This window comes from Candidatus Fukatsuia symbiotica (assembly GCF_003122425.1).
Lineage (GTDB): Bacteria > Pseudomonadota > Gammaproteobacteria > Enterobacterales > Enterobacteriaceae > Fukatsuia > Fukatsuia symbiotica.
In genome coordinates this window covers 195180-218490 of sequence record NZ_CP021659.1, presented here as the reverse complement: position 1 = coordinate 218490, position 23311 = coordinate 195180, and the positions used below count along the sequence as shown (strand labels likewise).

21 protein-coding genes and 1 pseudogene are annotated in these 23311 nt (G+C 39.8%); 5 read left to right on the top strand and 17 right to left on the bottom strand.

Features of this window, described 5'->3' with window-relative positions; translation table 11 throughout:
* Positions 1 to 15: 15 nt before the first annotated feature.
* Together CCS41_RS01030 and dprA are read right to left on the bottom strand one after the other, a co-directional pair.
* Positions 16 to 1038, bottom strand: a complete 1023-nt coding sequence (locus CCS41_RS01030) for an IS630 family transposase (RefSeq protein WP_119797028.1) — start codon at positions 1036 to 1038, stop codon at positions 16 to 18.
* 92 nt (positions 1039 to 1130) lie between these two features.
* Entirely contained in the window at positions 1131 to 2219 is a 1089-nt protein-coding gene (gene dprA, locus CCS41_RS01025; RefSeq protein ID WP_072550353.1) for a DNA-protecting protein DprA, read from the bottom strand.
* A 434-nt stretch (positions 2220 to 2653) separates the two neighbouring features.
* Here dprA and def point away from each other — a divergent pair, with 434 nt between their 5' ends.
* The 5 genes and pseudogenes from def to mscL all read left to right on the top strand — a co-directional run bounded on the left by def (position 2654) and on the right by mscL (position 7610).
* Positions 2654 to 3193 (top strand): peptide deformylase, encoded by a 540-nt coding sequence (def, locus tag CCS41_RS01020; RefSeq protein WP_072550354.1) that lies wholly within the window; start codon positions 2654 to 2656, stop codon positions 3191 to 3193.
* Positions 3194 to 3215: 22 nt separating this feature from the next.
* Positions 3216 to 4177: pseudogene (fmt, locus tag CCS41_RS01015) on the top strand (methionyl-tRNA formyltransferase).
* A 16-nt stretch (positions 4178 to 4193) separates the two neighbouring features.
* Positions 4194 to 5519, top strand: coding sequence for a 16S rRNA (cytosine(967)-C(5))-methyltransferase RsmB (gene rsmB, locus CCS41_RS01010; protein ID WP_072550356.1), 1326 nt, complete (start codon positions 4194 to 4196; stop codon positions 5517 to 5519).
* Positions 5520 to 5543: 24 nt separating this feature from the next.
* The gene (gene trkA, locus CCS41_RS01005; RefSeq protein WP_072550357.1) at positions 5544 to 6926 is read left to right on the top strand and encodes a Trk system potassium transporter TrkA; all 1383 of its coding nucleotides are present in this window, start codon (positions 5544 to 5546) and stop codon (positions 6924 to 6926) included.
* 279 nt (positions 6927 to 7205) lie between these two features.
* The gene (mscL, locus tag CCS41_RS01000; RefSeq protein ID WP_072550358.1) at positions 7206 to 7610 is read left to right on the top strand and encodes a large-conductance mechanosensitive channel protein MscL; all 405 of its coding nucleotides are present in this window, start codon (positions 7206 to 7208) and stop codon (positions 7608 to 7610) included.
* 184 nt (positions 7611 to 7794) lie between these two features.
* Here mscL and wzz(fepE) read toward each other — a convergent pair whose 3' ends face one another.
* The 15 genes from wzz(fepE) to CCS41_RS00925 all read right to left on the bottom strand — a co-directional run bounded on the left by wzz(fepE) (position 7795) and on the right by CCS41_RS00925 (position 23237).
* Entirely contained in the window at positions 7795 to 8919 is a 1125-nt protein-coding gene (wzz(fepE), locus tag CCS41_RS00995; RefSeq protein WP_072550359.1) for an LPS O-antigen length regulator Wzz(fepE), read from the bottom strand.
* 116 nt (positions 8920 to 9035) lie between these two features.
* The gene (gene cpsG, locus CCS41_RS00990) at positions 9036 to 10412 is read right to left on the bottom strand and encodes a phosphomannomutase CpsG (protein WP_072550395.1); all 1377 of its coding nucleotides are present in this window, start codon (positions 10410 to 10412) and stop codon (positions 9036 to 9038) included.
* 162 nt (positions 10413 to 10574) lie between these two features.
* The gene (locus CCS41_RS00980) at positions 10575 to 11036 is read right to left on the bottom strand and encodes a PIN domain-containing protein (RefSeq protein WP_240313787.1); all 462 of its coding nucleotides are present in this window, start codon (positions 11034 to 11036) and stop codon (positions 10575 to 10577) included.
* Complete coding sequence (locus CCS41_RS00975; RefSeq protein WP_072550361.1) at positions 10996 to 11220, bottom strand: DUF6364 family protein; 225 nt, start codon at positions 11218 to 11220, stop codon at positions 10996 to 10998. The genes CCS41_RS00980 and CCS41_RS00975 overlap by 41 nt, the downstream gene beginning before the upstream one ends.
* Positions 11221 to 11401: 181 nt before the next feature.
* Complete coding sequence (locus tag CCS41_RS00970) at positions 11402 to 12154, bottom strand: Fic family protein (RefSeq protein ID WP_072550362.1); 753 nt, start codon at positions 12152 to 12154, stop codon at positions 11402 to 11404.
* A gap of 20 nt (positions 12155 to 12174) precedes the next feature.
* Positions 12175 to 13134: an NAD-dependent epimerase/dehydratase family protein gene (locus CCS41_RS00965; RefSeq protein WP_072550363.1), complete on the bottom strand. Its 960-nt coding sequence runs from the start codon at positions 13132 to 13134 to the stop codon at positions 12175 to 12177.
* A gap of 95 nt (positions 13135 to 13229) precedes the next feature.
* Entirely contained in the window at positions 13230 to 14903 is a 1674-nt protein-coding gene (locus CCS41_RS00960) for a glucosamine inositolphosphorylceramide transferase family protein (protein WP_119797027.1), read from the bottom strand.
* A 469-nt stretch (positions 14904 to 15372) separates the two neighbouring features.
* The gene (locus CCS41_RS00955) at positions 15373 to 15972 is read right to left on the bottom strand and encodes a D-sedoheptulose-7-phosphate isomerase (protein ID WP_072550365.1); all 600 of its coding nucleotides are present in this window, start codon (positions 15970 to 15972) and stop codon (positions 15373 to 15375) included.
* Positions 15973 to 15977: 5 nt separating this feature from the next.
* Positions 15978 to 16700 (bottom strand): GHMP family kinase ATP-binding protein, encoded by a 723-nt coding sequence (locus CCS41_RS00950; RefSeq protein WP_205411445.1) that lies wholly within the window; start codon positions 16698 to 16700, stop codon positions 15978 to 15980.
* Positions 16701 to 16711: 11 nt separating this feature from the next.
* Positions 16712 to 16966, bottom strand: a complete 255-nt coding sequence (locus CCS41_RS15885; RefSeq protein WP_205411444.1) for a hypothetical protein — start codon at positions 16964 to 16966, stop codon at positions 16712 to 16714.
* A 2-nt stretch (positions 16967 to 16968) separates the two neighbouring features.
* Complete coding sequence (locus CCS41_RS00945; protein WP_072550367.1) at positions 16969 to 18873, bottom strand: HAD-IIIA family hydrolase; 1905 nt, start codon at positions 18871 to 18873, stop codon at positions 16969 to 16971.
* 16 nt (positions 18874 to 18889) lie between these two features.
* Complete coding sequence (locus tag CCS41_RS00940; protein WP_119797026.1) at positions 18890 to 19690, bottom strand: glycosyltransferase; 801 nt, start codon at positions 19688 to 19690, stop codon at positions 18890 to 18892.
* Between the two features lie 28 nt (positions 19691 to 19718).
* On the bottom strand, positions 19719 to 20705 hold the full coding sequence (locus CCS41_RS00935) for an NAD-dependent epimerase/dehydratase family protein (protein ID WP_072550369.1): 987 nt from the start codon (positions 20703 to 20705) through the stop codon (positions 19719 to 19721).
* 261 nt (positions 20706 to 20966) lie between these two features.
* Positions 20967 to 21980: a glycosyltransferase family 2 protein gene (locus CCS41_RS00930; protein WP_083429607.1), complete on the bottom strand. Its 1014-nt coding sequence runs from the start codon at positions 21978 to 21980 to the stop codon at positions 20967 to 20969.
* Positions 21981 to 22133: 153 nt separating this feature from the next.
* The gene (locus CCS41_RS00925) at positions 22134 to 23237 is read right to left on the bottom strand and encodes a hypothetical protein (RefSeq protein WP_072550371.1); all 1104 of its coding nucleotides are present in this window, start codon (positions 23235 to 23237) and stop codon (positions 22134 to 22136) included.
* Positions 23238 to 23311: the final 74 nt, after the last annotated feature.

The window sequence follows — 23311 nt, the reverse complement described above, 5'->3', positions numbered from 1 at the left end:
TATACCCAAGTGAAATCAAGATGCAGGATTTAGCGCCTGGAAATTATCGTTTAAGCGAGATACCAGAGAACTTGCCATTTGTGGTAGCTTCACTTCAAAGAAGTTTAAGATATCGTTCTTAAAACTCTGTTTAGATGGGTAATATCTATTGTTTCGTGTTTGCTCATTCATCACCTTCCACAATCGCTCTATCGGGTTTAGATTCGGGCTATACGGCGGAAGGTAATGAAGCTGGATATTCAACGTAAGCGCGGCGTCTTGCACAAGCTGTGAACGGTGATAGCCTGCACCCTCGAGGATCACATGTGCCGTTGTCGTGATGGGATAATGCGCGCGAATGGCAGACAGGAAGTGAACCACATTTTCGCTGTTAATCGTCTCATCATCACGGATTATGGGGTTAGCCACATTCTGGATGTTCAAGGCTCCCATGATATTCAACCGCGTTCTGCTCCCGGTGGTCTCTATCGTTTTATCCTGGCCTTTTCGTATCCAGCCGTAGCTTATTTTGGTGGCTTGTGTCGGATGAACGGCATCAATAAACAGTATGGGGTCATTACCCGCGGCGTCTTTCAATTCGCTGTAGGTCTTTATAAATTGCGGCTGTTTCTCAACGTCAAATTTATGCGGAACACCTTTCGGCTTTTTATAGCTAAAGCCATGCTGCTTCAACCCTTTATACAGACCTGATACGGTAAAGGTGATGTTCCAGCGTCCAGCGATATAGGCCACAATTTGGTGATTGTGGTGGTAGAGCGGCTGGGTGAGATGTTCAACCAGCGACGTGGTCTGTTCCGCATTGAGATAGCCATCGGAGCCGCCATTTTCAGGCTTGAGCTTGTTGAGTTTATGATAGTCTGTAAGGTGGCGCCGCACCGTGGTTTCATTAATGAGCTGTGAGTGAGCAATCATAGGGGGAGTCCAGCCGTCTGCGGACAACAAAACACACCGGATCCTGTCACAGACACGGCGGTCATGGCTTTGACGATGTTGGGCTTCGAGGGTAATTTTCTGGTCAGCAGTCAGCTCTATTTTCATGGCTATGAGCATGATCCTTATCGACTTCAAAATCAAGCATCTTCATTGATCACGGGTATAGACAGGGCATTACGTAGTACGAGTATATAATATCATCCCCTGACTCGGATATAACCACCAGGCACAGCGCTGATCCATCCTGCTAACTCTAAATCAAGTAGCTTGATCACAACCTCTGCCACCGATTGTCCGGCACGTTCCGCAACAGTATCAACAGCCGTTACCTCATACTCTACGTTAGTCAATACATCGACGAAGGGTAATTCAAGCTGTTCTTCTGGAAAAGGCGGAGAAGTATCCTTATTAAGAGATAGCCACTGAAGTGACCCTTCAAGCTGTTCAACAATATCCCGTGGATCATTTGCCAAATAAGCCCCCTGTTGAATCAACCAATGTACCCCGTCACTTGTTGGGCTATCTAATGGACCTGGCAGCGCAAATACATCTCGCCCTTGTTCTAATGCATATCTGGCCGTGATAAGAGAACCACTTTTAAGCGAAGCTTCGACCACGACTACCGCAGAACTTAATCCGCTAATAATCCGGTTACGCCGTGGAAAATGTGTTGCTAACGGCGATGAAGTGACTAAAAATTCAGAAACCAGAGCACCCCCTTGTTCCACAATACGGTGAGCTAATTCATCATGCTGGCGTGGGTAGATATTTTTCAGCCCACTACCAAGTACCGCAATGGTCTCCCCTTGAGAATATAATGCAGATTGATGACAGATTGCATCGATACCAAGAGCTAACCCACTGGTAATAGCTAAACCGTGCTGTACTAGTTCCGAAGCAAAATATCTTGCCCAACGCCGACCATAATGGCTGAAACTACGACTACCTACCATTGCCACCTGCGGTCGGGAAATAGCAGCAATATTCCCCGTAACGAAAAGCAGCAAAGGTGCAGAAGATATATGGCTTAACCGCTCTGGGTAGTCGAGATGCCCATAAATCAGCATATGGTGAGAAGGATCCTCCAACCAGGCTAAAGTTGAGGCAATATACTGGTCATTAGCTCCGATAAATTGCTGAGCTTGCAACTTATTCAATCCTGCAGCCATTAACACATCGGGGTGAACATCAGAGTAATAGATTAAACGTTCAGCAATGGTGCAACTTCTAACCGCCCCTATTCCTTTGACCATGCTTATCCGTAACCATATTTCTGCTATTATCATACCCACTCCTCTTATGAGCCTATTCGAAATCTCTTATGCTCACTAATACGTCGTCAAAAACACGCTCAAAATGCTCATTTACTCCCTTTATTGTATATACCCAATGAATTTCGAGTTACGGCAAGGCGGCAATCAATCGAATCCCAGGAGTGTACAAGTAGTACATGACTGGGATGAGTGCGAGCAGCCAACGCCACCGTAACTTGAAAGGCGAAGGGTATACAAAGAATAAACTGCACTTTTTGCGCCCATAAGACCTACTACATAACCCGCTGTGTGGTACGAAGCGGCATTCACGGAAATTCTGAATAGACTTAGAACAATCTATACACACAGATAAATTCTTTCAATGAGTGATGCTGTCAATTGAGCGTAAAAATGTCTAGAATGGGGATCGAATATTCTTCATTTCTCAGACACAGATCTAAATATTTATGTCAGCATTAAAAATATTACGTTTCCCGGATGAGCGACTGCGCACAATTGCAGAACCGGTTAAAAAAGTGGATGCTGGAATCCAGCGTATCGTGCATGATATGTTTGAAACCATGTATAAGGAAGAAGGTATTGGCTTAGCAGCAACACAAGTCGATATCCATCAGCAGATTATTGTGATTCATATCGTTGGTGATCGTTATGAAAATGATGTTCCAGAGCAATCTAATCGACCTTGGGTTTTAATCAACCCTGAGTTGCTGCACAGAAGTGGTGAGACAAGCATTGAAGAAGGCTGCTTGTCTATCCCTGATCAGCGCGCACTTGTACCACGTGCTGAAAAGGTAACGATCAGGGCGTTGGATATTGAAGGCAAATCATTTGATCTCGACGCTGATGGTCTATTAGCCATTTGTATTCAACATGAGATGGATCACCTGGTAGGTAAGCTGTTTGTCGATTATTTATCACCGCTTAAGCGTCAGCGTATTCGCCAGAAGCTAGATAAAATGGCAAGGCTTGCAGCACGAGATAACTAAAGGTCTCATTCAGGAGATTTAAGTGTGTGATTCTTTAAAGATTATTTTCGCAGGAACACCTGATTTCGCAGCGCATCACCTTAGCGTATTACTGTCTTCCAAGCATCAAATCGTTGGTGTGTTCACCCAACCTGATCGGCCAGCGGGCAGAGGAAATAGATTAACACCCAGCCCTGTAAAGGTATTAGCGCAGCAGCACAATATTGCTCTGTATCAGCCAAAGTCGTTGCGCCTGAAAGAGAATCAGCAATTGGTTTCCGATCTTGTTACCCGTTGGCGTGTTGACGTTATGGTAGTGGTTGCTTACGGTCTGATTTTGCCCCAGCAGTACTGGCTATGCCGCGTCTAGGTTGCATTAATGTCCACGGCTCCTTGCTGCCACGTTGGCGTGGTGCTGCCCCGATCCAACGCGCGTTGTGGTCGGGTGATGAAGAAAGCGGTGTCACTATCATGCGCATGGATGTTGGATTAGATACTGGCAATATGTTGCATAAGGTCGCCTGTGGTATACAGCCCGATGACACCAGTGCTACTTTGTACCACAAATTGGCAAAATTGGGATCGGCGGGGTTACTGAACACACTCAAGCAACTTGATGACAGTGTACAGGGGGAGAAACAGGATGAAAGACAGGTTACTTACGCAGCAAAATTAAGTAAAGAAGAGGCTAAGCTCGACTGGTCACTTTCTGCTTCTCAGCTGGAACGTTGCATTCGCGCATTTAATCCATGGCCTGTCAGTTACTTTACTGTTGACCAACAACGGATAAAAGTCTGGCAGGCGGAAGTGCTACCTGCAATAAATCAGTCGAACACCCCTCGTGGTACGGTTATCCATGCCGATAGCAATGGTATTCAAATTGCGACCACTGACGGTGTACTTAATATTACACAGCTGCAACTTGCAGGTAAAAAGGTGATGTCAGCCGCCGATTTGCTAAATTCTCGACGCGAATGGTTCTCCGTTGGGAATCAACTCGAATAATGGTTTCTGCTTGGCTATGAAAAACACTTACAATCTGCGTAGTATCGCTGCTAAAGCAATCAGTCAGGTATTAGATCAAGGAAAATCACTGAATACTGTGCTACCAGGATCACAGCAGAGTGTCTCTGTCAAAGATCGTGCGTTGTTGCAAGAATTGTGCTTTGGCACGTTACGTGTTTTACCTAAACTTGAATGTTGTATTCAACAATTAATGACGCGTCCGATGTCAGGGAAACAGCGTGTGTTTCATTATTTGCTGATGATCGGCCTCTATCAGCTAATTTATACAAGGATCCCCGCTCACGCAGTGTTATCTGAAACCGTTGCCGCCGCCACTGCGCTGAAACGGCCACAATTAAAAGGATTGATCAATGGTGTATTACGCCAGTTTCAGCGCCAACAGATCGAGTTGTTGGAACGAATAGAGCAGACGAGCAACGACGAAAGTCACTATTTGCATCCTAGCTGGTTGTTCAATCGCATCCAAATGGCTTATCCGCATCAATGGCAACAAATCCTAATAGCGAATAATCAGAAACCACCCATGTGGCTACGAGTAAACAGGCTCCATCAGTCTCGTCGTGAATATTTAGCACTGTTGCAACAGGCGGGAATTGAGGCACAAGCTCATCCTTCCTATAAGGATGCGATCCGTCTGATCGTACCTCGTTCAGTCGACAGTCTGCCCGGTTTTGCGCTTGGCTGGATCACCGTTCAAGATGCCTCAGCACAGGGGTGTGTTGATCTACTTGATCCACAAAATGGTGAGCAAATCCTTGATTTATGTGCTGCACCAGGAGGAAAAACTACTCATATTCTTGAGGTCGCACCCAATGCTCAGGTATTAGCTGTCGATATTGATGAACAGCGATTACAGCGTGTTAAAGAAAATTTACAACGTCTGCAATTACAAGCCACGGTCAAAATGGGTGATGGTCGCAGCCCCGAGGCATGGTGTGGTGACCGATTATTTGATCGGATCCTGCTTGATGCGCCTTGTTCTGCCACCGGCGTGATCCGCCGCCATCCCGATATCAAGTGGCTACGTCGAGACAGTGATATCACCGAACTTGCGCGATTACAGGCGGAGATCATGGATGCTATCTGGCCGAAATTAAAAAGAGGAGGGCTGATGCTCTATGCCACCTGTTCCATTTTACCGGAAGAGAATCAGCAGCAAATTGCATCATTTTTGCAACGTCAGCCGGATGCACAACTTATAAAAACTAAAGTGACAGACACCTTTGGTAAACAGAATCTTCCTCATCCTGATGAGGGGGATGGTTTCTTTTATGCCAGGTTAACCAAATCGGCCAGAGATAAATCAACCTACGAAACGTAATTTCAGAGTGAAAAAGAGAAAACGATGAAAATAATCATTCTTGGAGCGGGGCAAGTAGGTGCCACATTAGCGGAGAACCTGGTTGTTGAGAAAAATGATATTACTGTTGTCGATACGAATGCGGAGCGCCTGAACCAGTTAAAAGAAAAATTTGATCTACGAGTTGTGCAAGGCAAAGGCTCTTATCCTCGAGTATTGCGCGAAGCTGGCGCTGAAAATGTAGACATGTTGGTTGCGGTAACCAGCTGCGACGAAACCAATATGGTCGCCTGTCAAATTGCTTATTCATTATTTAAGACACCGCGCCGTATTGCTCGCATTCGTTCACCTGAATATATCCGGGAAACAGATACTCTTTTTCAGTTAGCGGGAATACCCATTGACCATTTAATTTCACCAGAACAACTGGTCATTGATTCTATTTATAAATTAATTGAATATCCTGGTGCATTACAGGTGGTTAATTTCTCCGAAGGAAAAGTGAGTATTGTCGCCGTGAAGGCTTATTACGGTGGATCTTCCGTGGGTAGTGACCTTGCTTCCTTAAGTGATGTTATGCGCAAGAAGAATGTTAACGCTCTGGTCGTAGCAATATTTCGCCAAGATCAACCCATACACCCTCAAAAATCCACCATTATTGAAGCGGGTGATGAAATATTTTTTATCGTCGACTCACAATATATCAAGACAGTCATGAGTGAATTACAACCTTTGGAAAAGTCGTACGAACGCATTATGATCGCGGGCGGTGGCAATGTTGGCGCGGGCTTAGCGCTGCGGCTCGAGAATGATTACAAAGTAAAACTCATTGAAAACAACGAGCAGCGAGCAGCGGAATTAGCTGAAATGCTTCATAAAACTGTTGTATACCATAGTGACGCATCAGATCAGGAAAGATTAGCAGAAGGGCATATAGAACAGGTCGATGTTTTTATCACTATAACGAATAACGATGAAATCAATATTATGTCTGCCATGCTTGCAAAGAACATGGGAGCTAAGAAAGCGATGGTGTTGATCCAACGTAGTGCTTATGTCGCTTTAGTTCAAGGTGGTGTAGTGGATATTGTCATTTCACCACAACAGGCAACGATTTCGGCATTATTAGGTTATGTACGTAAAGCGGATATTATTGGTGTCGCATCACTGCGCCGGGGCGTTGCTGAAGCTATCGAAGCCATTGCTCACGGTGATGAAAGCACTTCCAGAGTTATCGGACGGGAAGTAGGCAAAATCAAATTACCGCCAGGTACAACCATTGGTGCTATCGTCCGTGGTGATAAAGTCATTATTGCCAATAATGATTCTGTGATTCAGCAAGGTGATCACGTGGTGATGTTTATTACTCATAAAGAATTTATTGCGGATGTTGAGAAATTATTTCAACCCAGTCCTTTCTTTCTGTAAAGAACTGGCTTCCATTCAAATACGCTTTAGCTGATATCCTTGTAGATAACAAATAGACTTCTTGCAAAATCTACTACTGTACGTGCTGCGAATTCTGCGTTACGTGGTAATCGCAATCCTCGTGTACTCGGTACCATGCAGTTCTGCGCTCCAGGCGCCTTGACTTCGCATAACGAACGACGGTTTTGCAAGAAGTCTAATATTAATTGGTTTCTGTAACTAAAAATTTCCTATAATTTAGTGTGAATGAATCAAATTTTACTAGCAAGGAGTTATGTGATGAGCTTGATAAAGGAATTTCGTGAATTTGCTCTACGTGGCAATGTTGTTGATTTGGCGGTGGGTGTTATCATTGGTTCCGCATTTGGAAAAATAATTTCTTCATTAGTTGGTGATATTATTATGCCCGTGTTAGGACTGTTGATAGGAGGTATCGATTTTAAACAACTTTATTTTATATTACGCGCAGCGGGGAATACCACTCCTGCTGTAGTCATGAATTATGGTTTATTTATTCAAAGTGTTTTTGATTTTTTACTGATTGCCTTAGCGATATTTGCAACAGTCAAGTTGATGAATCATTTGCGCCGAATGCAAACTATAGAATCAACCGCACCCAGTAACGAAGAAAAATTGTTAACCGAAATCCGCGATTTATTAACCAATGTCACCAAGCTAAAATAAGCAATATACCCTTCACCTTTCAAGTTACGGCGGCGTTGGCTGCTTGCACTCATCCCAGTCATGTACTACTTGTACACTCCTGGGATTCGATTGATTGCCGCCTGGCCGTACTCGAAATTCATTGGGTATATGATCTAAACGAATTTATGCGACCACCCAGGTCGCATAACAGAGAAGAGACACATCATCCAGCCAACTGATTTTTACGTTCTTTAACAAAATGCCGAATCAGAACGTAGCCTACCGAACAGAACAACCCCATAAATACACTGAGAAGAACGATAAAAGTACTTTTCGGTGAATTCTTCTTTATCGAACTAGAGGCTTGTTGTAAATATTGGAAAGGCATCACAGTCAGTTTAGGAATGGCCAACATATTTAGCTGATTCAAGTGTAATTTACGATTCAAAAGATCGGCATTGATAGTGGTAATATCGCCAATAGTTTGTAGCGATTCCAATTTTTTGTTGAGAGCATAAGAACCGATAGTAATAGGAAAAGTATCGTCATCATTGAATGTACCACTGCCATTTACCGGTGTCTTCACTGCAGCCACATTTGCAATAGCAATTGCAATTTTCAATTTTTCGATGTTAACACTCAAATTATTTTTAGCTTTTAACAGATCAAACCTATATTGCTCATCCGTATTCAATTTCGCTATGTCTACTGCCCGTTGAATTTTTATTTTTACATTTTTATTAACAATGGCGTTAACATAATCAATATACCCTTGTAATAAATTATAGGCATCCTGTGGTGTTTCAGCACTGTAAGATAAGGTATAAAAATTGTAATGCTTATTTTCCTTGTCTTTCTTGTCTAAAGACGAGTTGGAAAGAATATTATTATTCACTATGTTTTCAATCAATATACGCTGTTGGATCTTATCTATTGGATTCTCTTTCATTTTTAATCTGAAATAATCGGAGTTGATTAAATATTTTTCACGTAGATCGGCAGAGTCGAAACTCTGTTCAAAAGTTCCCAGTAAATAACTTGAATCAATACCTATATTGATGCCTAACACCGTAAGTTCACTGGATAATTTATCTAATACTTGCAGTTGCTGATCCGTGGCAGAGGTAATGACTGCTGTACTGGTCCATTTTTGCGGCAATAAATAGCACACCCCAGCCGCAACAATAGCGAACAACAAAGTCATCCATAAAATAGTCTTTTTAGATTTGACAATAATCGAGAAAAGCTCAAAGAGATCAATTTCATCTTTTGATGAGGATAAAGATGAAAAGTCATAATTATTCGACATTGCATCAACATTTTGGTTACGCTTAATTTCTTCATTCATTAATGGATATCCATCTTGATTAACCAATTATATTTACTGGAAATTTATTATTTATCGTATCCATGGGGATTGTTTTGTTACCATCTCCATATGTCCCTGACCATATCATCCAGGCGTTAATATGTTCGCCTCAGCAACTCTAATATCTCATCTGTTTTTTCATCCAACAGTATTTTATTGGCACGAGATTCTACATTGAGTCGTACAACAGGTTCAGTATTCGAGCTACGTAAATTAAAACGCCAATCGAAAAATTCTAAACTGATACCATCAGTTTCATCAGCAGAAAGTGCATATTGCTGGTAAACTGCACGAACACGTTCCATTGCCATGGTGGGATTAACTAATTTAGAATTAATTTCGCCTGATGCAGGGTAAGCCGCCATACGATCTTTGACTACTTGTTCGAGCGTTTTATTTTTAACACACAATAACTCTGCTACCAGTAACCAAGGGATCATACCAGAATCGCAATAAGCAAAATCACGGAAATAGTGATGCGCACTCATCTCACCGCCATAGATTGCATCTTCTTCACGCATACGCTGTTTAATAAAGGCATGACCGGATTTAGACATCACAGGTTTACCCCCTGCGGCTTTAACCACCTCTATGGTATTCCAACTCAAACGTGGATCGTGAATAATCTTGGCACCAGGTTCTTTCTGTAAAAATGCTTCTGACAGCAAACCAACAATATAATATCCCTCGATAAACTCACCTTTATGATTAAACAGAAAGCAACGATCAAAGTCACCATCAAAAGCGATACCGATATCCGCACCATGAGCTAATACCGCATCGCTAGTATCTTGTCGACATTCTGGTAATAGAGGATTAGGGATACCATTAGGGAAGGTGCCATCAGGTTGATTATGAATTTTAATCAGGGTGATAGGCATTTTTAATTGCTCGAATCGATCTTCCAAAGCGTCAATCACATGACCTGCGGCACCATTACCACTGTTAATCACCAGTTTTAAGGGTTTAAAGTGAGCGGGAGTGAGATAGCTCATCAAATGGTCAATATAAGCATCAAGGATAGAAATCTGCCGATAGCTGCCCCTAGCCGCTGGATCGACAGATGAAAACTCATTCAACTCCACCAAGCGTTGAATATCTAATAAACCAGTATCACTACTAATAGGACGAGCGCCCGCACCGACCAATTTCATGCCATTATAATCGATAGGATTATGGCTGGCGGTCACCGCAATACCACCATCCATTGCAAGATGGAAGGTAGCAAAATAGACCTCTTCAGTACCTGCAAGACCAATATCCAACACATCAGCACCCGCGTCCTGTAAACCACGACTAAGAGCCAATTTAAGGCTTTCACTGGTCAAGCGGACATCACCCCCAACGACCACCTTTTTAGGTTTGACAAATTCAGCATAAGCACGACCAATACGGTAGGCGATATCTTCATTGAGTTCATCACCTAGTCGCCCACGAATATCATAGGCTTTAAAACAAGATAATTTAGTCATAACATCACTTTCGAAATCATAAATGAGGCAGGCCATCCAACTTTCAACAATACTTTGCCTTTTATAGGCGATCTCGGGATCCTGGATTCTTTTCAGTACCAAAGATCTTCTTAAAGACAACATCGTTTTTGGGATCAAGAAATTTGAGCAATACGTGTAACATCAGTCAATAAATGGATTAATTATCTGAACAGCATCCACATGCTCTCCAGTATTCATGTCTTCACTCAATAGCAAGCGACAACTTGCTATTTGCGCACTGGCCAGCACAAGCGCATCGTAAAAAGCAACACTGCGAGTTTGATGTAAATCGATCCCTGCACGAATGATAGTTGGCGTCACTTGAACGACTTCAAACTGTTGATATAAATCCAGTTGTGCCCGAATGTATTGTGGTGAAAGTTTAAGTTTTTTAATAGCGACATTGCAGTACTCTTGCAGCACTTGCGTGGAGAGGACACCACTCTTGTCTTGATAAAGCTGCTTAAGCAGAGCAAGTGCCGCCCTTTGCTTCACTGGCACATCACTCGCGTCGGCATAAATTAGGATATTAGTATCGATAAAACTACGGATAGTCCTATGATTAACGCTCATTGGCATCGTCACGATTGAAGTGCCAACCACCAAGCTGCCCAGGTGATTGTAAGCAACGTGCTTCAAACTGTATCCATTGCTGCTCGCGACTGTTTCCGCCTGCCAGTTGCTCTAGATAATCACGTACCACTTGGTTAAGACTTTTTCCCATCTTCCTCGCTGCCTCACGGGCACCCTGGGCCACTTGTTGGTCTACAGAAAGAGTAATGTTCATAAATTAAACTCCATAAAATACTTAACACTTATTATGTGTGCACGCTATATTTTAGAGAGTTAAAATAGTCTGTCAACGTGAAAAGCCGTTCAATCACCTAATTTGATCACTAAAACTGAACGAAAATCAATCGAAATCGTCGGCCGTTATACTCGAATATTCTTGTTATTAAAGTATAAATTTACTTAGCATCAGGATGGCAATGAAACAAAAACGCTATCATCTCATTGGCGTCTTTGCTTAGGTAGAAGCGCACCATCTTCTCATTAAATTCGTGCAACTTTACGGCGGGCACACTGATGGCATCCACCCCCTGTGACATTAATATACCATTCATCATCAATCGCGAAGTGCGCTTGTTACCGTCAAAAAAGAATTGCTGCAAGGCACCAAACAAAAAGAATATCGTTGCTTTTTCAAAAACATTAGTCACATGTTCATTTAGAACCGATATCCCTTGCATAAATCTATCATGCAAAATTGCACCACCGGCAAGCGTTGGCAGAGGGAGATAACGACCATATTCGCCAAGACTTACATGCGGGGTATAGTTTGTTTCTTGCCCTTCACCGCGAAAGCATCCCCACTCCAAAGCCTCATTACGTGCAACAATGTTATGTAGCTGTGTAAAAATTGTCTTGTTTAATTCAAATTGACCTGTTTTCACCAATGACACAAGAAACTTAGCACTTTCAGCCAAATTAAGCACTTGTTCTTGATCAGCCAATTTTCTGCCCCCGACAGTAATGCCACCTAATAGTGTTTTCACTTCTGGAAAAGTGAAAGGATTGCCTTCCAGCATGCTGGCATCCCAGACAAATTCGGCTAGCATGCGATGGAAACGAAAACAAACCCGCTCGATGGAGTGAGCAGGAATAATGGTCGGAATAGTTTCCCTATTCCAAGTAAAGCCAAGTGCGTTAGATAGTGTCATAGTTTATGGCAACTTATTATTTATTTTATAAATTCGCTACGCATAGTTTTAATAATCCCCTCTTCCAACGATACCGGCGCTTTAAAATCATGCTGTTTGATGCTATCCGATCTAAATTGCGTGCGCGCACAAAATTTTTTAACTCGAATACGACTGATGGGATATTTTCTTTTTGTTACCTTAGCCAACAAATCGAAGCAATAACCCGCAAATAATCCAATATTATAAGGCACTCGGAAATTATTTTTTTGTTTATCCAACGCCTGGTAGATAATATCGGTTAATTCATTCATGGTAAAATCGGGCTTATCGATATAATTGAATACATAACGATCAGGGGATAGAGTAATGACATACTGTAAAAATGCAGCTATATTTTCAACGTACGCCATCGATTTTTTATTATTTCCCCCTCCGACCATCAAAAATTTACCGGATGCAATCTGCCTAAACAGATTATAAACATTACCACGGTTACCTTCGCCAAAAACAACGGTAGGACGTACCATAACTAATGTTCTGCTTGAATTTTTCGCAGCCCATTCATCATAAACTTGCTCAGCCGCTAATTTCGATTTACCATAATCATTAAAAGGACGATAAGCACCGTCTTCAGCAGTTTCATGTTCAACAAAACCATAAACGGCGACAGAAGAAGTAAAAATAATATGCTGAATGTTTAAACGCTCAGCCGCTGCACAGACATTTTTAGCACCTTGAACATTGACATCATAATACAGGCTTTTCGGTTCAACATTATCTTGATGTTCAGCGGCTAAATTAATAATGATATCAACCCCGGCAAGCGTCTTATCTAAAGTTGAAGACTGAGTGACATCAGCAAATTGCCACTTTTCAGGAAATTGAATACTTTTAATTTTATCAATAATAATAAAATTAATATTCATCTTGACTAGACGTTGACTTAAGCGAGAACCAATAAACCCTGAACCACCTAAGATAGCTATTTTTTTAATCATCTTATCCTGTTTATAATATTGTATTTAGTTTAAAACCGGGAGAAGTAAGGAAAAGCACAAAATACTATCAATTATGGTCACACTCAGTTGTACCATTATTTCTTGTAGTTTTCTATTTTTGCGAAACCGATCGCCATCAACCCTTTATTAAAACTATATGTATGAGTGGCTTTTGCTTTACGTAAAAACTCTGGCTTTACTGTAAACTCGACATCCTCAGTATAGTGATTTTCATCAAGACGGGTGATACGCGCCACACCAAAATTCTCACCATATAAATCAAATCCTTGAACTTGAAAAACTCTAAAAATCTTATTATCTTCGAATAGAAGACCTCCATTCCGAGCCTGCTCAGAATCGAAAACGACGGGATTTCCTGGATGAGATATCCAAGGTTCAGTTAATAAATCTTTGGAGTGAAAAACGTGCAACTCCGATCCATGATCTCCCAATATTGAAGAATCTATATTTGTCATTAGCCACCATTTTTCGTCCATGTAAAAAATATTTGTATTAGCAGCTGATACATTGGAGATAAGTATTTTCTCAATCTCCCAAACTAATGGGAAATCAATACAACGATAAATCCTAATATCTTTAGCTTCATGTGTTGTTGGGCACATATATAGTTCGTTATTGCTTTGAATAATAAAAGGATAGGAAAGGCGAAAATCTTCTCTGAGAGCAATTCCAAGATTTGTATATCCATCTTTAGTAATTTTATAAACAGAGATCACTCCCTTTTTTCTTGTGTAATCAAAATCCTCAACAAAACAATAATGGCTACAGTTCCTTTCAATAATGAAAGGATTAGCTAGAAAACTATTAGGCGGATTTTTAATAACTTTTGATTTCCACAGAGTTACCTCACGCCAATTTAAACAATATTGATAAGCAACACCCCATCGATATCTTCTGCTAGTCAACGTTCTAAGAACTTTTTTAGACACATAATTAATTGTTTTTACAATGTAGTGTAACTGCTGAAATAAATTAGGTATTTTATATAATGGAAAACTATAGGGAACCTTAGGATATACCAATAAATCACGGTTGCTAGAAAATAAATCTTCCAACACTCTATGCATAAAAATAGGTGATTTCGTATTCATTCTAGCCAAGTTTAGGGAATACAGAAAACTTGTCGCTATGCTTCCCTTGTAAATTACATCTCCTCCATCAAGCTCATCTGTTAGTAATTGAATGATAAATCCTGTACTTCGTTGCTGATAGAAAACTTCCCAGAAACCAGGAGGACAACCACGATTGATATCATTATTTGCATAATGAAAAGAAATAATTCTTCTTGGGCATATGTTAAGTACATCACCTCTGAGGATACCACTTCCTACTCGAATTAGAATATCCAAATTTTTTTCTTTAATTTTATTAAGATCTTCATCATTATATCGATACACGAATCCACTTCTCGATATTTGAGGATTCACTATCACAGATTCAATGTCACATTTTCCTAGATCATATTTTGTGTCAAAATCTTTAAAACTATACGTTCTTTTCAAGAACTGCGCCTCAATTTTTAAAATAACTTTAAATGTCACAGCTGAAAAAAATTTTCTACACCCGTGCCTATTTATGTAATCAAACACCTTTTTCAATAGTGAACGTAGCCCACTTTGGGAAGTTTTTTGAACTATCAAGCAACTTATTTCATATACACTGGATTCTTTAGATAACTGTATAAGATCAAATAATCGCTTAGATACAACGATATCATCTACAATTAAACCGACTTTCTTTTTTGACATTGATTAGCTATACTAAATATTTTAATTTTACGTCGTATATCAGCTTAGATATGACAAATAGGGCATAGAGTGACACAACGACCTGAGTGTATAATAATCTGACTTTTATTTGTGAAACAGATAAAGAACGCTTCCTAGCTTTATATAACATTAACTAAAAAAGTGGCTTCGCTATAGCTAGTATTTTTCCAGAAAAAATAGAGAAGATAAAATAGGCTCTTCTTGAAGCCCATGTACAGAAACCTCCTCAGAAATAGGATCATTATTCACAATAATGGCTAGAGATGGGTAATTTTTAGCTCTATTTTTTAATTTCTTCTACGTACCATGTAATGGTATAGAGAACTGCTTATTGTCTCTACAAAACTATATTCTGCAACACACTTTGATTTAGTTTTTATAATCATGACTTCTCTCTATGAACTCAATTATAATCAATTAAGAAAAAACAGGATATTGCTCGTTATTATTAACTTTCTAACGTAGTAGAAATATTAAAACTATTCACCGACATGGTTAAAGCTTTCATTACCATGTGACCGAACATCAAATGCACGTCCTCGCAAAGCTGCATGTCAAATGAGGGAACCCAAACACTCAATTTCGCTTGCTGCATTAACTTACCCCCGTCGTATCCTACCACCGCTAACGTGTCAATATTATTTAGGCTGGCGTATTCAACGGCACGTAAAATGTTTGGAGAATTTCCACTACCACTAATAGCCACCAGCAAATCTCCTTCATCTGCTATCGCCGCCAATTGCCCACAAAATACATCATCATAGGAAATATCGTTGCCAAAAGCGGTGATGAGTCCAATGTTGTCACATAGAGAGAACCCCCGAAATTTCTTGCCAGTTGCAAGACTCACCATCTTGTTCCAATCGGTAATGTAATGTGATGCGGTAGATGCACTTCCGCCGTTCCCGCAGGTAATAATTTTTTTGTTTGCCGAAAATTTCTCTTTGATTAAACTAATACCTGATTCGACAGTACTCAGATTGAGTTCCTTTGCCAGATCAGTGTGAGAGTTTAAATAATTGGCAACACTAAAATTTTTCTGAGTCACAATTTCTATCCTTCCGAGGGTTGATAAAAAACGATTTGAGTCCCATTTCGGTCAAAACGGAATTTCACAGACTGTAAACCGCCCATTGCTTTTTTGATGGGATCGTGTATTTCTGGTGGGGCAAAGAACATCATGAATCCTCCGTTTCCGGCACCGAGTAGCTTGCCACCTAAGGCACCATGAGTGATGCCTCGTTGATACCAATCATCAATTTGTGGATCGGTTACTCCATTGGCAAGCTGTGCTTTAAGACGCCAATTCTCGTCTAACATCTGGCCGAAATTATCCAAAGAATCAGATTCAAGTTCTTTCTTCATGTCAAACGCCAACTCCACCATGCGCCGCATTAGTAGCTTACAATTAGATTGAGTCATCGCTTTTGTTTGCTCTGCAAGAATCGCTGATGCGCTACGTGTTCTACCGGTATAGAAAACCAGGGTAGATTCCTCTAGTGCACGCAATAGTTCAGGTCGGCAAATCACCGGATCGACAGATACCGATTCGTCGGCATGAAATCGTATTAAGTTAAGCCCCCCATAGGCTGAAGCATACTGATCTTGCTTACCTATCGGTTCACCACAACGTATGATTTCTATTTCGCAGGCTTGTCTTGCCAAGGTTTCTTTGGATGCAAAAGAGTTTTTGAAGGCGTACAACGCGTTTAATAAACCTACTGTGTAGGTACTGGATGAACCCAATCCAGAGCCTTTGGAAGGAATATCTGCCATCGACGTAATCTCTAACCCCCCGATATATCGGTGAGGGCAAGTGCTTCACGTACCAGTGGATGCTCAATTTGACAGGGGGAGTCCACTTCCTCTGTTTTCGAATAATTGACCCTGATACCTCCGTCAAACTTTCGGTTGACACAAATATACATATATTTATCGATCGAAGTTGAGAGGACTGCCCCCAATTCTTCTCTATAGAATACGGGTAAATCACTCCCGCCACCGACAAAACTCATCCGCAAGGGGGTTTTACTGACTATCATATTTATCGCCCCGATAGGGTTATTTTATAGCTGGCGTACTGTGCAGCTGCAAGAACATCGGCAACTTCGTCTTGCTCTCGAGATCCTATGCACTTAGCAACCTCGCAAGCATCAAAACCACGCCATGCATATTCGAAGCACATCCGCTGGTGTCGAACTTGTTGTGGAACATCTAGGTGTAGCCTATGTGGAGTCATTTCCCTTAGCGTAGGATGCAGCAACGCGGGTACGCCTTCACATATTAGAAAATCATTCGGCCCAATTGAAAGTCGACGCGTAGAAATCAGCTCGCTTTTTCTTCGATTCCACTGAGAGACATGTAAAGTGATCCGTTCTTTACTATTCCGTAATGACTCTAAAAGAGGAACCAGTTGATCCATGTCGTAACGTGACATGACGCCACAGCCTTCTATGCGCTGCTCTTTCGCTTTAAGCCATGCGTCTAATGGAAGAATATGGACAACTCGTCCCATGGCTTCAACTAACTCTTTGAGCACTTGAGCAGCCATGGTTTTACCGGAACGCGAGGCTCCACCAATAAGGATCATACGAGTATCTTGCATCTCGATAGCAACGGGCATGAGTTTTCCAACCAGGCGAGCATGCCCGGACAAAATCCAGTCTACAGCGGACAAGATATCATCACAGATATAGTCAGGAATAGCTTGATACTTATTATCGAGGCCGGCATAGCCAGTGCGCAGTAATATTGTACATACGCCAGCACGCTGACCCGCCAATATATCGCTTGTGGTATCACCTATCATCCATGAGCGCCGACGATCAATGTCCAATTCTCGAACTGCCCTGTCAATGAGGCCAGACTGAGGTTTTCGGCAGTCACATACCTTTTTAAGTGCTGGGGTCTCGCCAGGAAAACCTGAGGCTGGATGGTGTGGACACAGGTACAGACGATCCAAATATGCGTGCTCTTGTCCAAGTAAGTGGTCAAGACGAGCATGAATCTGACGCATGTCTTCCCAAGTTGCATTGCCTCTGGCAAGGACGGGTTGATTAGTCACGCAAATCGCTAAACGTCCGGCACGGTTGAGTTGATGGATCGCTTCGCCAGCACCAGGCAACAGCTCAAGCTGGCCTGCACAAGACAAATAATTTACCTCTTTATTTAATGTACCATCCCTATCAAGAAAAACCGCAACACGTTGTTGACGAACAGATAAGCGCTCTGGTAAACCTAAAATCAGGTCTCTCTCTACTTTGTTCAACCGAGATGGTGTACCCATATCTTTGATGTATTCAGGTGTGATATAGGCTTTAAACTTATGCCCTGATGCAAGCATCGATTTAAAGGTATCTTTGACCAAATCGTATTTACCTTGATCTGGAATCAGGTTCATCAGGTGTTTTTTTTGCAGTACGTAAAGCGCGGCGTTGACAATATTCGGATAATAGACGCCTTCAGGGTGAGGGTAGGTCCTTATAGCGATTACGTAACCCGCTCCATCGAGTTGAACCAAATCAGAATCCTGCGGATGATCATTGGGGTGTATTAAGAGAGTTCCTGCAGCATCGGAGCGGGTAGCCATCTGCCATAAACGCCTTAAATCGATATCAGCATAGATATCAGCATAGAGGACTAAAAATTTATCTTCTAATACAGCAAGGGCATCTCGCAGTGCACCAGCGGTGCCACGTGCACTGACCTCCTCAACATAAGTGAGTTCAACATCCCACGCAGCTCCATCACGAAAGTAAGATCGTATCGCTTCTGATTGATAGTGAACAAGTAACGCAATTCGGTCGAAACCGTGCTTTTTACACAACTCAATTTGATGCTCAAGTATGGGCTTGCCCAATATTGGAGCCATAGGCTTAGGCAAATTGCCAATCGTCGACTTTAGTCTGGTGCCCAACCCTCCCGCCAATATTGCGACCTGATTTCTCATGAAATTCCTCAAAAAATTATTTACGACGCAGTATAAGCACCTTGTAAATGGATTCTTGTATTTTTCTTGGCAGAAAAGCCCAGCAGCCAATAATGGCTATTCCTGAAACACGGCGAATGAGGTCATGTGGTCTAAAATTCTTAATCCTTGCCTTGAAATTAAAGCGCCAATTGATATCGGGTCGACTGAGTGTTGACTGCCTATATTGGATGAGTATCTTGTCAAGATTGGCAAATTTAGCATTCTTATTGATGAGTCGAAGCCATAATTCTAAATCTTCGCCATACTTAAAGCGAGGATCGTACCCGCCGGAATCCAATACTGTGTTTCTCCTGAACATAACTGTTGGGTGTGCGAGTGGATTTATAAAATGGCTTTTCCTGATTATTTCATTGTGAGCCTCAGGATAGAATTTAAACCCCACTCTGTTTAGCGAGTCATCAACGATTTCAATAGCACCGCCTAATACATCAACGTCTTTATTTTTAGATAAAAATTCAACCTGTTGAGCAATTCTATCTGGCATGCAAATATCATCGGAATCAAACCTGGCAACCCAATCGGCGCGAGCCATTTGAAGGGCTAGATTCAGACTAGCTGCTAATCCAATCCTTTTTTGAGGATTAACGTAGATAAAGCGACTATCCTGTGAACAGAGTTGTTTGCAAAAATCAGCGCGATCCGAATCAGTGCTCTCATCGATAACAATGCATTCAAAATCTATAAAGCTTTGTTCAAAAATACTCTTTAAACTGCGCTCTAACGTAGCAAGCAGCTCGTTGAAGGTTGGAATAATGATTGAAACCCTAGGTTTCATAGAATTTACTCTTGTTACTGACTCATGTTTATTGACCTAGCTGGCTAGCTATTTCATCAATGGCACGTCGAACCGCCTCAGAAGATCCCAACTGCGGCTTCCAACCATAGCTTTGCAGCTTTTCGGTTGAATAATGAAATTTGGGCACGTCTCCAATCCAGCCTTTATTGCCTTTACCATATTTAATTTGAGCCAGAGGATTAATACGGGCAATCACCTGTTCAGCGATCCATTGCACGGTAACACCTTTATCAATTGGCCCAATATTAATCACGTCTCGTTTTGGTGCATCCTGTTTTGCTCTGACTACGAGCATGGCAGAGATAAGATCTGAAACATGTAGGTAAGCTTTCTGCTGGGTTCCGTTGCCAAGTACCTCTAAACATTCAGGACTCGCGATTAATTTATTAATAAAATCATAGATGACTCCATGGGTAGCGGGAGCCCCAACAACATTGGGAAATCTGAAAATGCATGCTTTGTTAAGATCACTTTCACAAGATGCACTGATCAATGCCTCTGACGCCAGTTTCATTGCGCCATAGTTAGAAATAGGCAGCAGAGGCCCAATGTTTTCATGCAATTCTACATTGCCAAGATCACCGTATATGGCCGAGCTGGAGGCAAAGTAGATCTCCTTCACATGATATAATTTTGTCGCTCTTAATATCTCAACGGTTGTGAGGAAGGTATCTTTAAGATCGACGTCTGCATCAGCTACTCCGGCGGGAATATCGGAATTTGCAGCCAGGTGCCAGACTTCCGAGATAGTTCCCTGTTTCGCCGCTTCTTCAAAGGCGCACATGGTGTCATCACGCTTAGATAAGTCACCGCATAACAGCTTAAAATGACTGTCATTAAAATAGCTTTCCAGATAGCTCTTTTGGCCTCTGGAAAAATTGTCAATAGCAACGACAATTTTTCTTTCATTCAGCAGCTGGTTACATAAATGAGAACCAATAAAGCCCGATGCTCCGGCTACCACGGACACAGTGATGTCTTTTGTATTATTCATTAAACTCACTTTTTATATGAGACATTGGGTCGATCTATTTTACACCAGTTTCGTATTTCAATAAAAAGTGCTAAAAGATAAAATTTGAAAGGAAGCTGATGAGAGTAGTACCGAAATGTCAAATTATCACGGTAAGATAGAGTCAAACCAGAGTACCTTACACTACTAATAAAGTATATTATGTTTGATACAAATTCTTTCTAGCTCTTTCAATTCTTCAAACAGAAGCATTTGAGCCTCTCGTAAAATTCTCATTTTCAATTATTTCAAATAGCGCTGAGAAAACAAGATAAAATTTTTATACCTATTAGCAGGGATCAGGCATAAGATTTTATAAAAAATATAACATTTCAAACCTAAAATAGTATATGGAAATTTTATCTTCCTTTTTAAAAGAAGAGTTATTTTACTAATTTGATCGTAAACATCATCTGTACCATCTGTTTTCAATCCTTTTCTGAAAATTCCTAATATTAAATGAATATGTAGAGTGAGATGATAAAAGTTAAATTTTTTAACTAAATCCATTGAATAATTATTAGTAGAAAAATACAAATACAATTTTTCGGATGAATCAATTCTTGTTAACTGTGACATGCTCACCGGTTCCTTTACTGTTGAATTAGGTCGGTTTACATAATGGAATAAGATATCCTTAATATAAAATATATTATTAGTGAGTGATATTGCACGAATTATAAAGTCAATATCCTCACCATAATAAACTAATTCATCAAAAAAAATATTATTAGCTTGAATAAATTTTCTTCTAATAGCTACTGCACAAATATGAAAATAAATTTTTTTAAGAAAAAAATTTGATAGAAGTAATTCTGAATCATTTTTACTAAATAAAGTATTAATATTATCAGAATCACTCAATGCATAATTCCTTATTATGTTATCATTTAGATTGACTGTATTGTATCCAAAAAAAATTAAATCTATGGTTGAAGTGACAGCATCTAGTTTCTCAAAAATGTTATAAGAATAAAAATCATCTGCATCTAAAAATAAAATATAGTCACCAGTAGCATGTAAAATTCCCTGATTACGTGCTGATGAAACTCCCCCATTTTTTTTACGAACTATTAACATTTTTTCAAATGAAAAAGATGACAATTTTTTATATGTATCATCAGTAGAACCGTCATCTACAAAAATTATTTCAACATCATTCCTAGATAATAAGAGAAATGATATTTTTTTCAGTGTCTTATCAATAAAATCTGAAGTATTATGACAAGGCATTATGATGCTATATTTTATCTTCATTTATTACGAAGCTTCTTAAAATTGATATAAAAATCATGATATTTACTTAATAGTGAAAGGTTAAACTAAAAAAATGCTACAGACGAATGATCAAAAGTATAATCAACTATGATTAATCTCTATAGATTAGGTTATAATATTATTAGACCAGTTCTACTGAACTGCTTTATTTATTATAAATTTTGATAAATCTTTACTAAAGTAATAGAACATTAAAGCGTAAGGAAAAGCTGAAAAAAGCCCTAGAGGAAAATAAGAATAAACGATATTTTCAGCAAAAAGTGATGAGAATGTTAATAATAAGCAGAGAAAATAAAAACTTAAAAACTTTCTTTCCACTCTAAACATTAAAGCAAACTGCAATGCTAGTATAAGGTATAAAAATAAACCACCTAACATGGTAACTAAATTAGCCCACGAGAAGTCTTGGTTCGTTTGACTAATTGATGGAAAAAGTAAATTCTTCCCTAAAATATACTCGCATGCGAAACTTAATCTAGAACTCAATACTTCATCTAACTTTATAAAAACTGGAGAATCAAGTAACAATGAAAAATAAAAACCATTATCTGTGACTAATATAGATATTAATAAAAATGATAAAAAAATAATTAACATAATCCCTATTCTTATAAATTTATCGGACAGTTTTTTAAATACGAATTGGTAGAAATAAAATATACTAATTAGTATTAGTGAAGTACGTGAAAAAACTTGTAAATAAATACAAAAAAATAATAGTAATGATAAAAATGCTATTTTTCTATTTATATAGTAACCAATGATAACTATTCCAGCGGCTATCAACCCTATAGTGTTTGGATTAGAGAATCCAAGAGAATTTTTTTTAACACCTGCAAAAGCATAAACGACATTATCGCTAAATCCTGTAAAATATAAACCTAGTAAAGTAAATAATCCAAGCAAGCTACCTAGCCATATAGGAATAAAACAATTTTTTAATGTCAATTTTTCATGATGAAATATAAAAATCAGACAGAAAATAAATAGTACGTAAAAATGGATGAAATATGTATTTTTGCTTATCATTGAAAAAAATATTAAAAAAGGCAGCATTATAAAACTAGAAATTAAAACATTACACCCAGACAAAAAAACAATTATGATAAAATTTATAAAAATAAAAATTCGTATGAAGAAATAAATTTCTTTATCTACATTAAGATAAGTAGATGATGCTAGAACAGAAAGATAATAAAATATCACACAGCTTATAAATAAGTATTTTTTTTCCATATAAACAATTCATTTCCAGAAAAAGAGATAAGGCAAGAAACGAATATAAAAATAGGGTCATGCCTCACAAGGGT

Excerpts from the sequence above, each read along its gene's own strand:
- CCS41_RS01030 (WP_119797028.1), bottom strand. The coding sequence starts at position 1,038 with ATGAAAATAGAGCTGACTGCTGACCAGAAAATTACCCTCGAAGCCCAA.
- dprA (WP_072550353.1), bottom strand. The coding sequence starts at position 2,219 with ATGATAATAGCAGAAATATGGTTACGGATAAGCATGGTCAAAGGAATA.
- def (WP_072550354.1), top strand. The coding sequence starts at position 2,654 with ATGTCAGCATTAAAAATATTACGTTTCCCGGATGAGCGACTGCGCACA.
- rsmB (WP_072550356.1), top strand. The coding sequence starts at position 4,194 with ATGAAAAACACTTACAATCTGCGTAGTATCGCTGCTAAAGCAATCAGT.
- trkA (WP_072550357.1), top strand. The coding sequence starts at position 5,544 with ATGAAAATAATCATTCTTGGAGCGGGGCAAGTAGGTGCCACATTAGCG.
- mscL (WP_072550358.1), top strand. The coding sequence starts at position 7,206 with ATGAGCTTGATAAAGGAATTTCGTGAATTTGCTCTACGTGGCAATGTT.
- cpsG (WP_072550395.1), bottom strand. The coding sequence starts at position 10,412 with ATGACTAAATTATCTTGTTTTAAAGCCTATGATATTCGTGGGCGACTA.
- CCS41_RS00975 (WP_072550361.1), bottom strand. The coding sequence starts at position 11,220 with ATGAACATTACTCTTTCTGTAGACCAACAAGTGGCCCAGGGTGCCCGT.
- CCS41_RS00970 (WP_072550362.1), bottom strand. The coding sequence starts at position 12,154 with ATGACACTATCTAACGCACTTGGCTTTACTTGGAATAGGGAAACTATT.
- CCS41_RS00965 (WP_072550363.1), bottom strand. The coding sequence starts at position 13,134 with ATGATTAAAAAAATAGCTATCTTAGGTGGTTCAGGGTTTATTGGTTCT.
- CCS41_RS00960 (WP_119797027.1), bottom strand. The coding sequence starts at position 14,903 with ATGTCAAAAAAGAAAGTCGGTTTAATTGTAGATGATATCGTTGTATCT.
- CCS41_RS00950 (WP_205411445.1), bottom strand. The coding sequence starts at position 16,700 with ATGGCAGATATTCCTTCCAAAGGCTCTGGATTGGGTTCATCCAGTACC.
- CCS41_RS15885 (WP_205411444.1), bottom strand. The coding sequence starts at position 16,966 with ATGATAGTCAGTAAAACCCCCTTGCGGATGAGTTTTGTCGGTGGCGGG.
- CCS41_RS00945 (WP_072550367.1), bottom strand. The coding sequence starts at position 18,873 with ATGAGAAATCAGGTCGCAATATTGGCGGGAGGGTTGGGCACCAGACTA.
- CCS41_RS00940 (WP_119797026.1), bottom strand. The coding sequence starts at position 19,690 with ATGAAACCTAGGGTTTCAATCATTATTCCAACCTTCAACGAGCTGCTT.
- CCS41_RS00935 (WP_072550369.1), bottom strand. The coding sequence starts at position 20,705 with ATGAATAATACAAAAGACATCACTGTGTCCGTGGTAGCCGGAGCATCG.
- CCS41_RS00930 (WP_083429607.1), bottom strand. The coding sequence starts at position 21,980 with ATGAAGATAAAATATAGCATCATAATGCCTTGTCATAATACTTCAGAT.
- CCS41_RS00925 (WP_072550371.1), bottom strand. The coding sequence starts at position 23,237 with ATGGAAAAAAAATACTTATTTATAAGCTGTGTGATATTTTATTATCTT.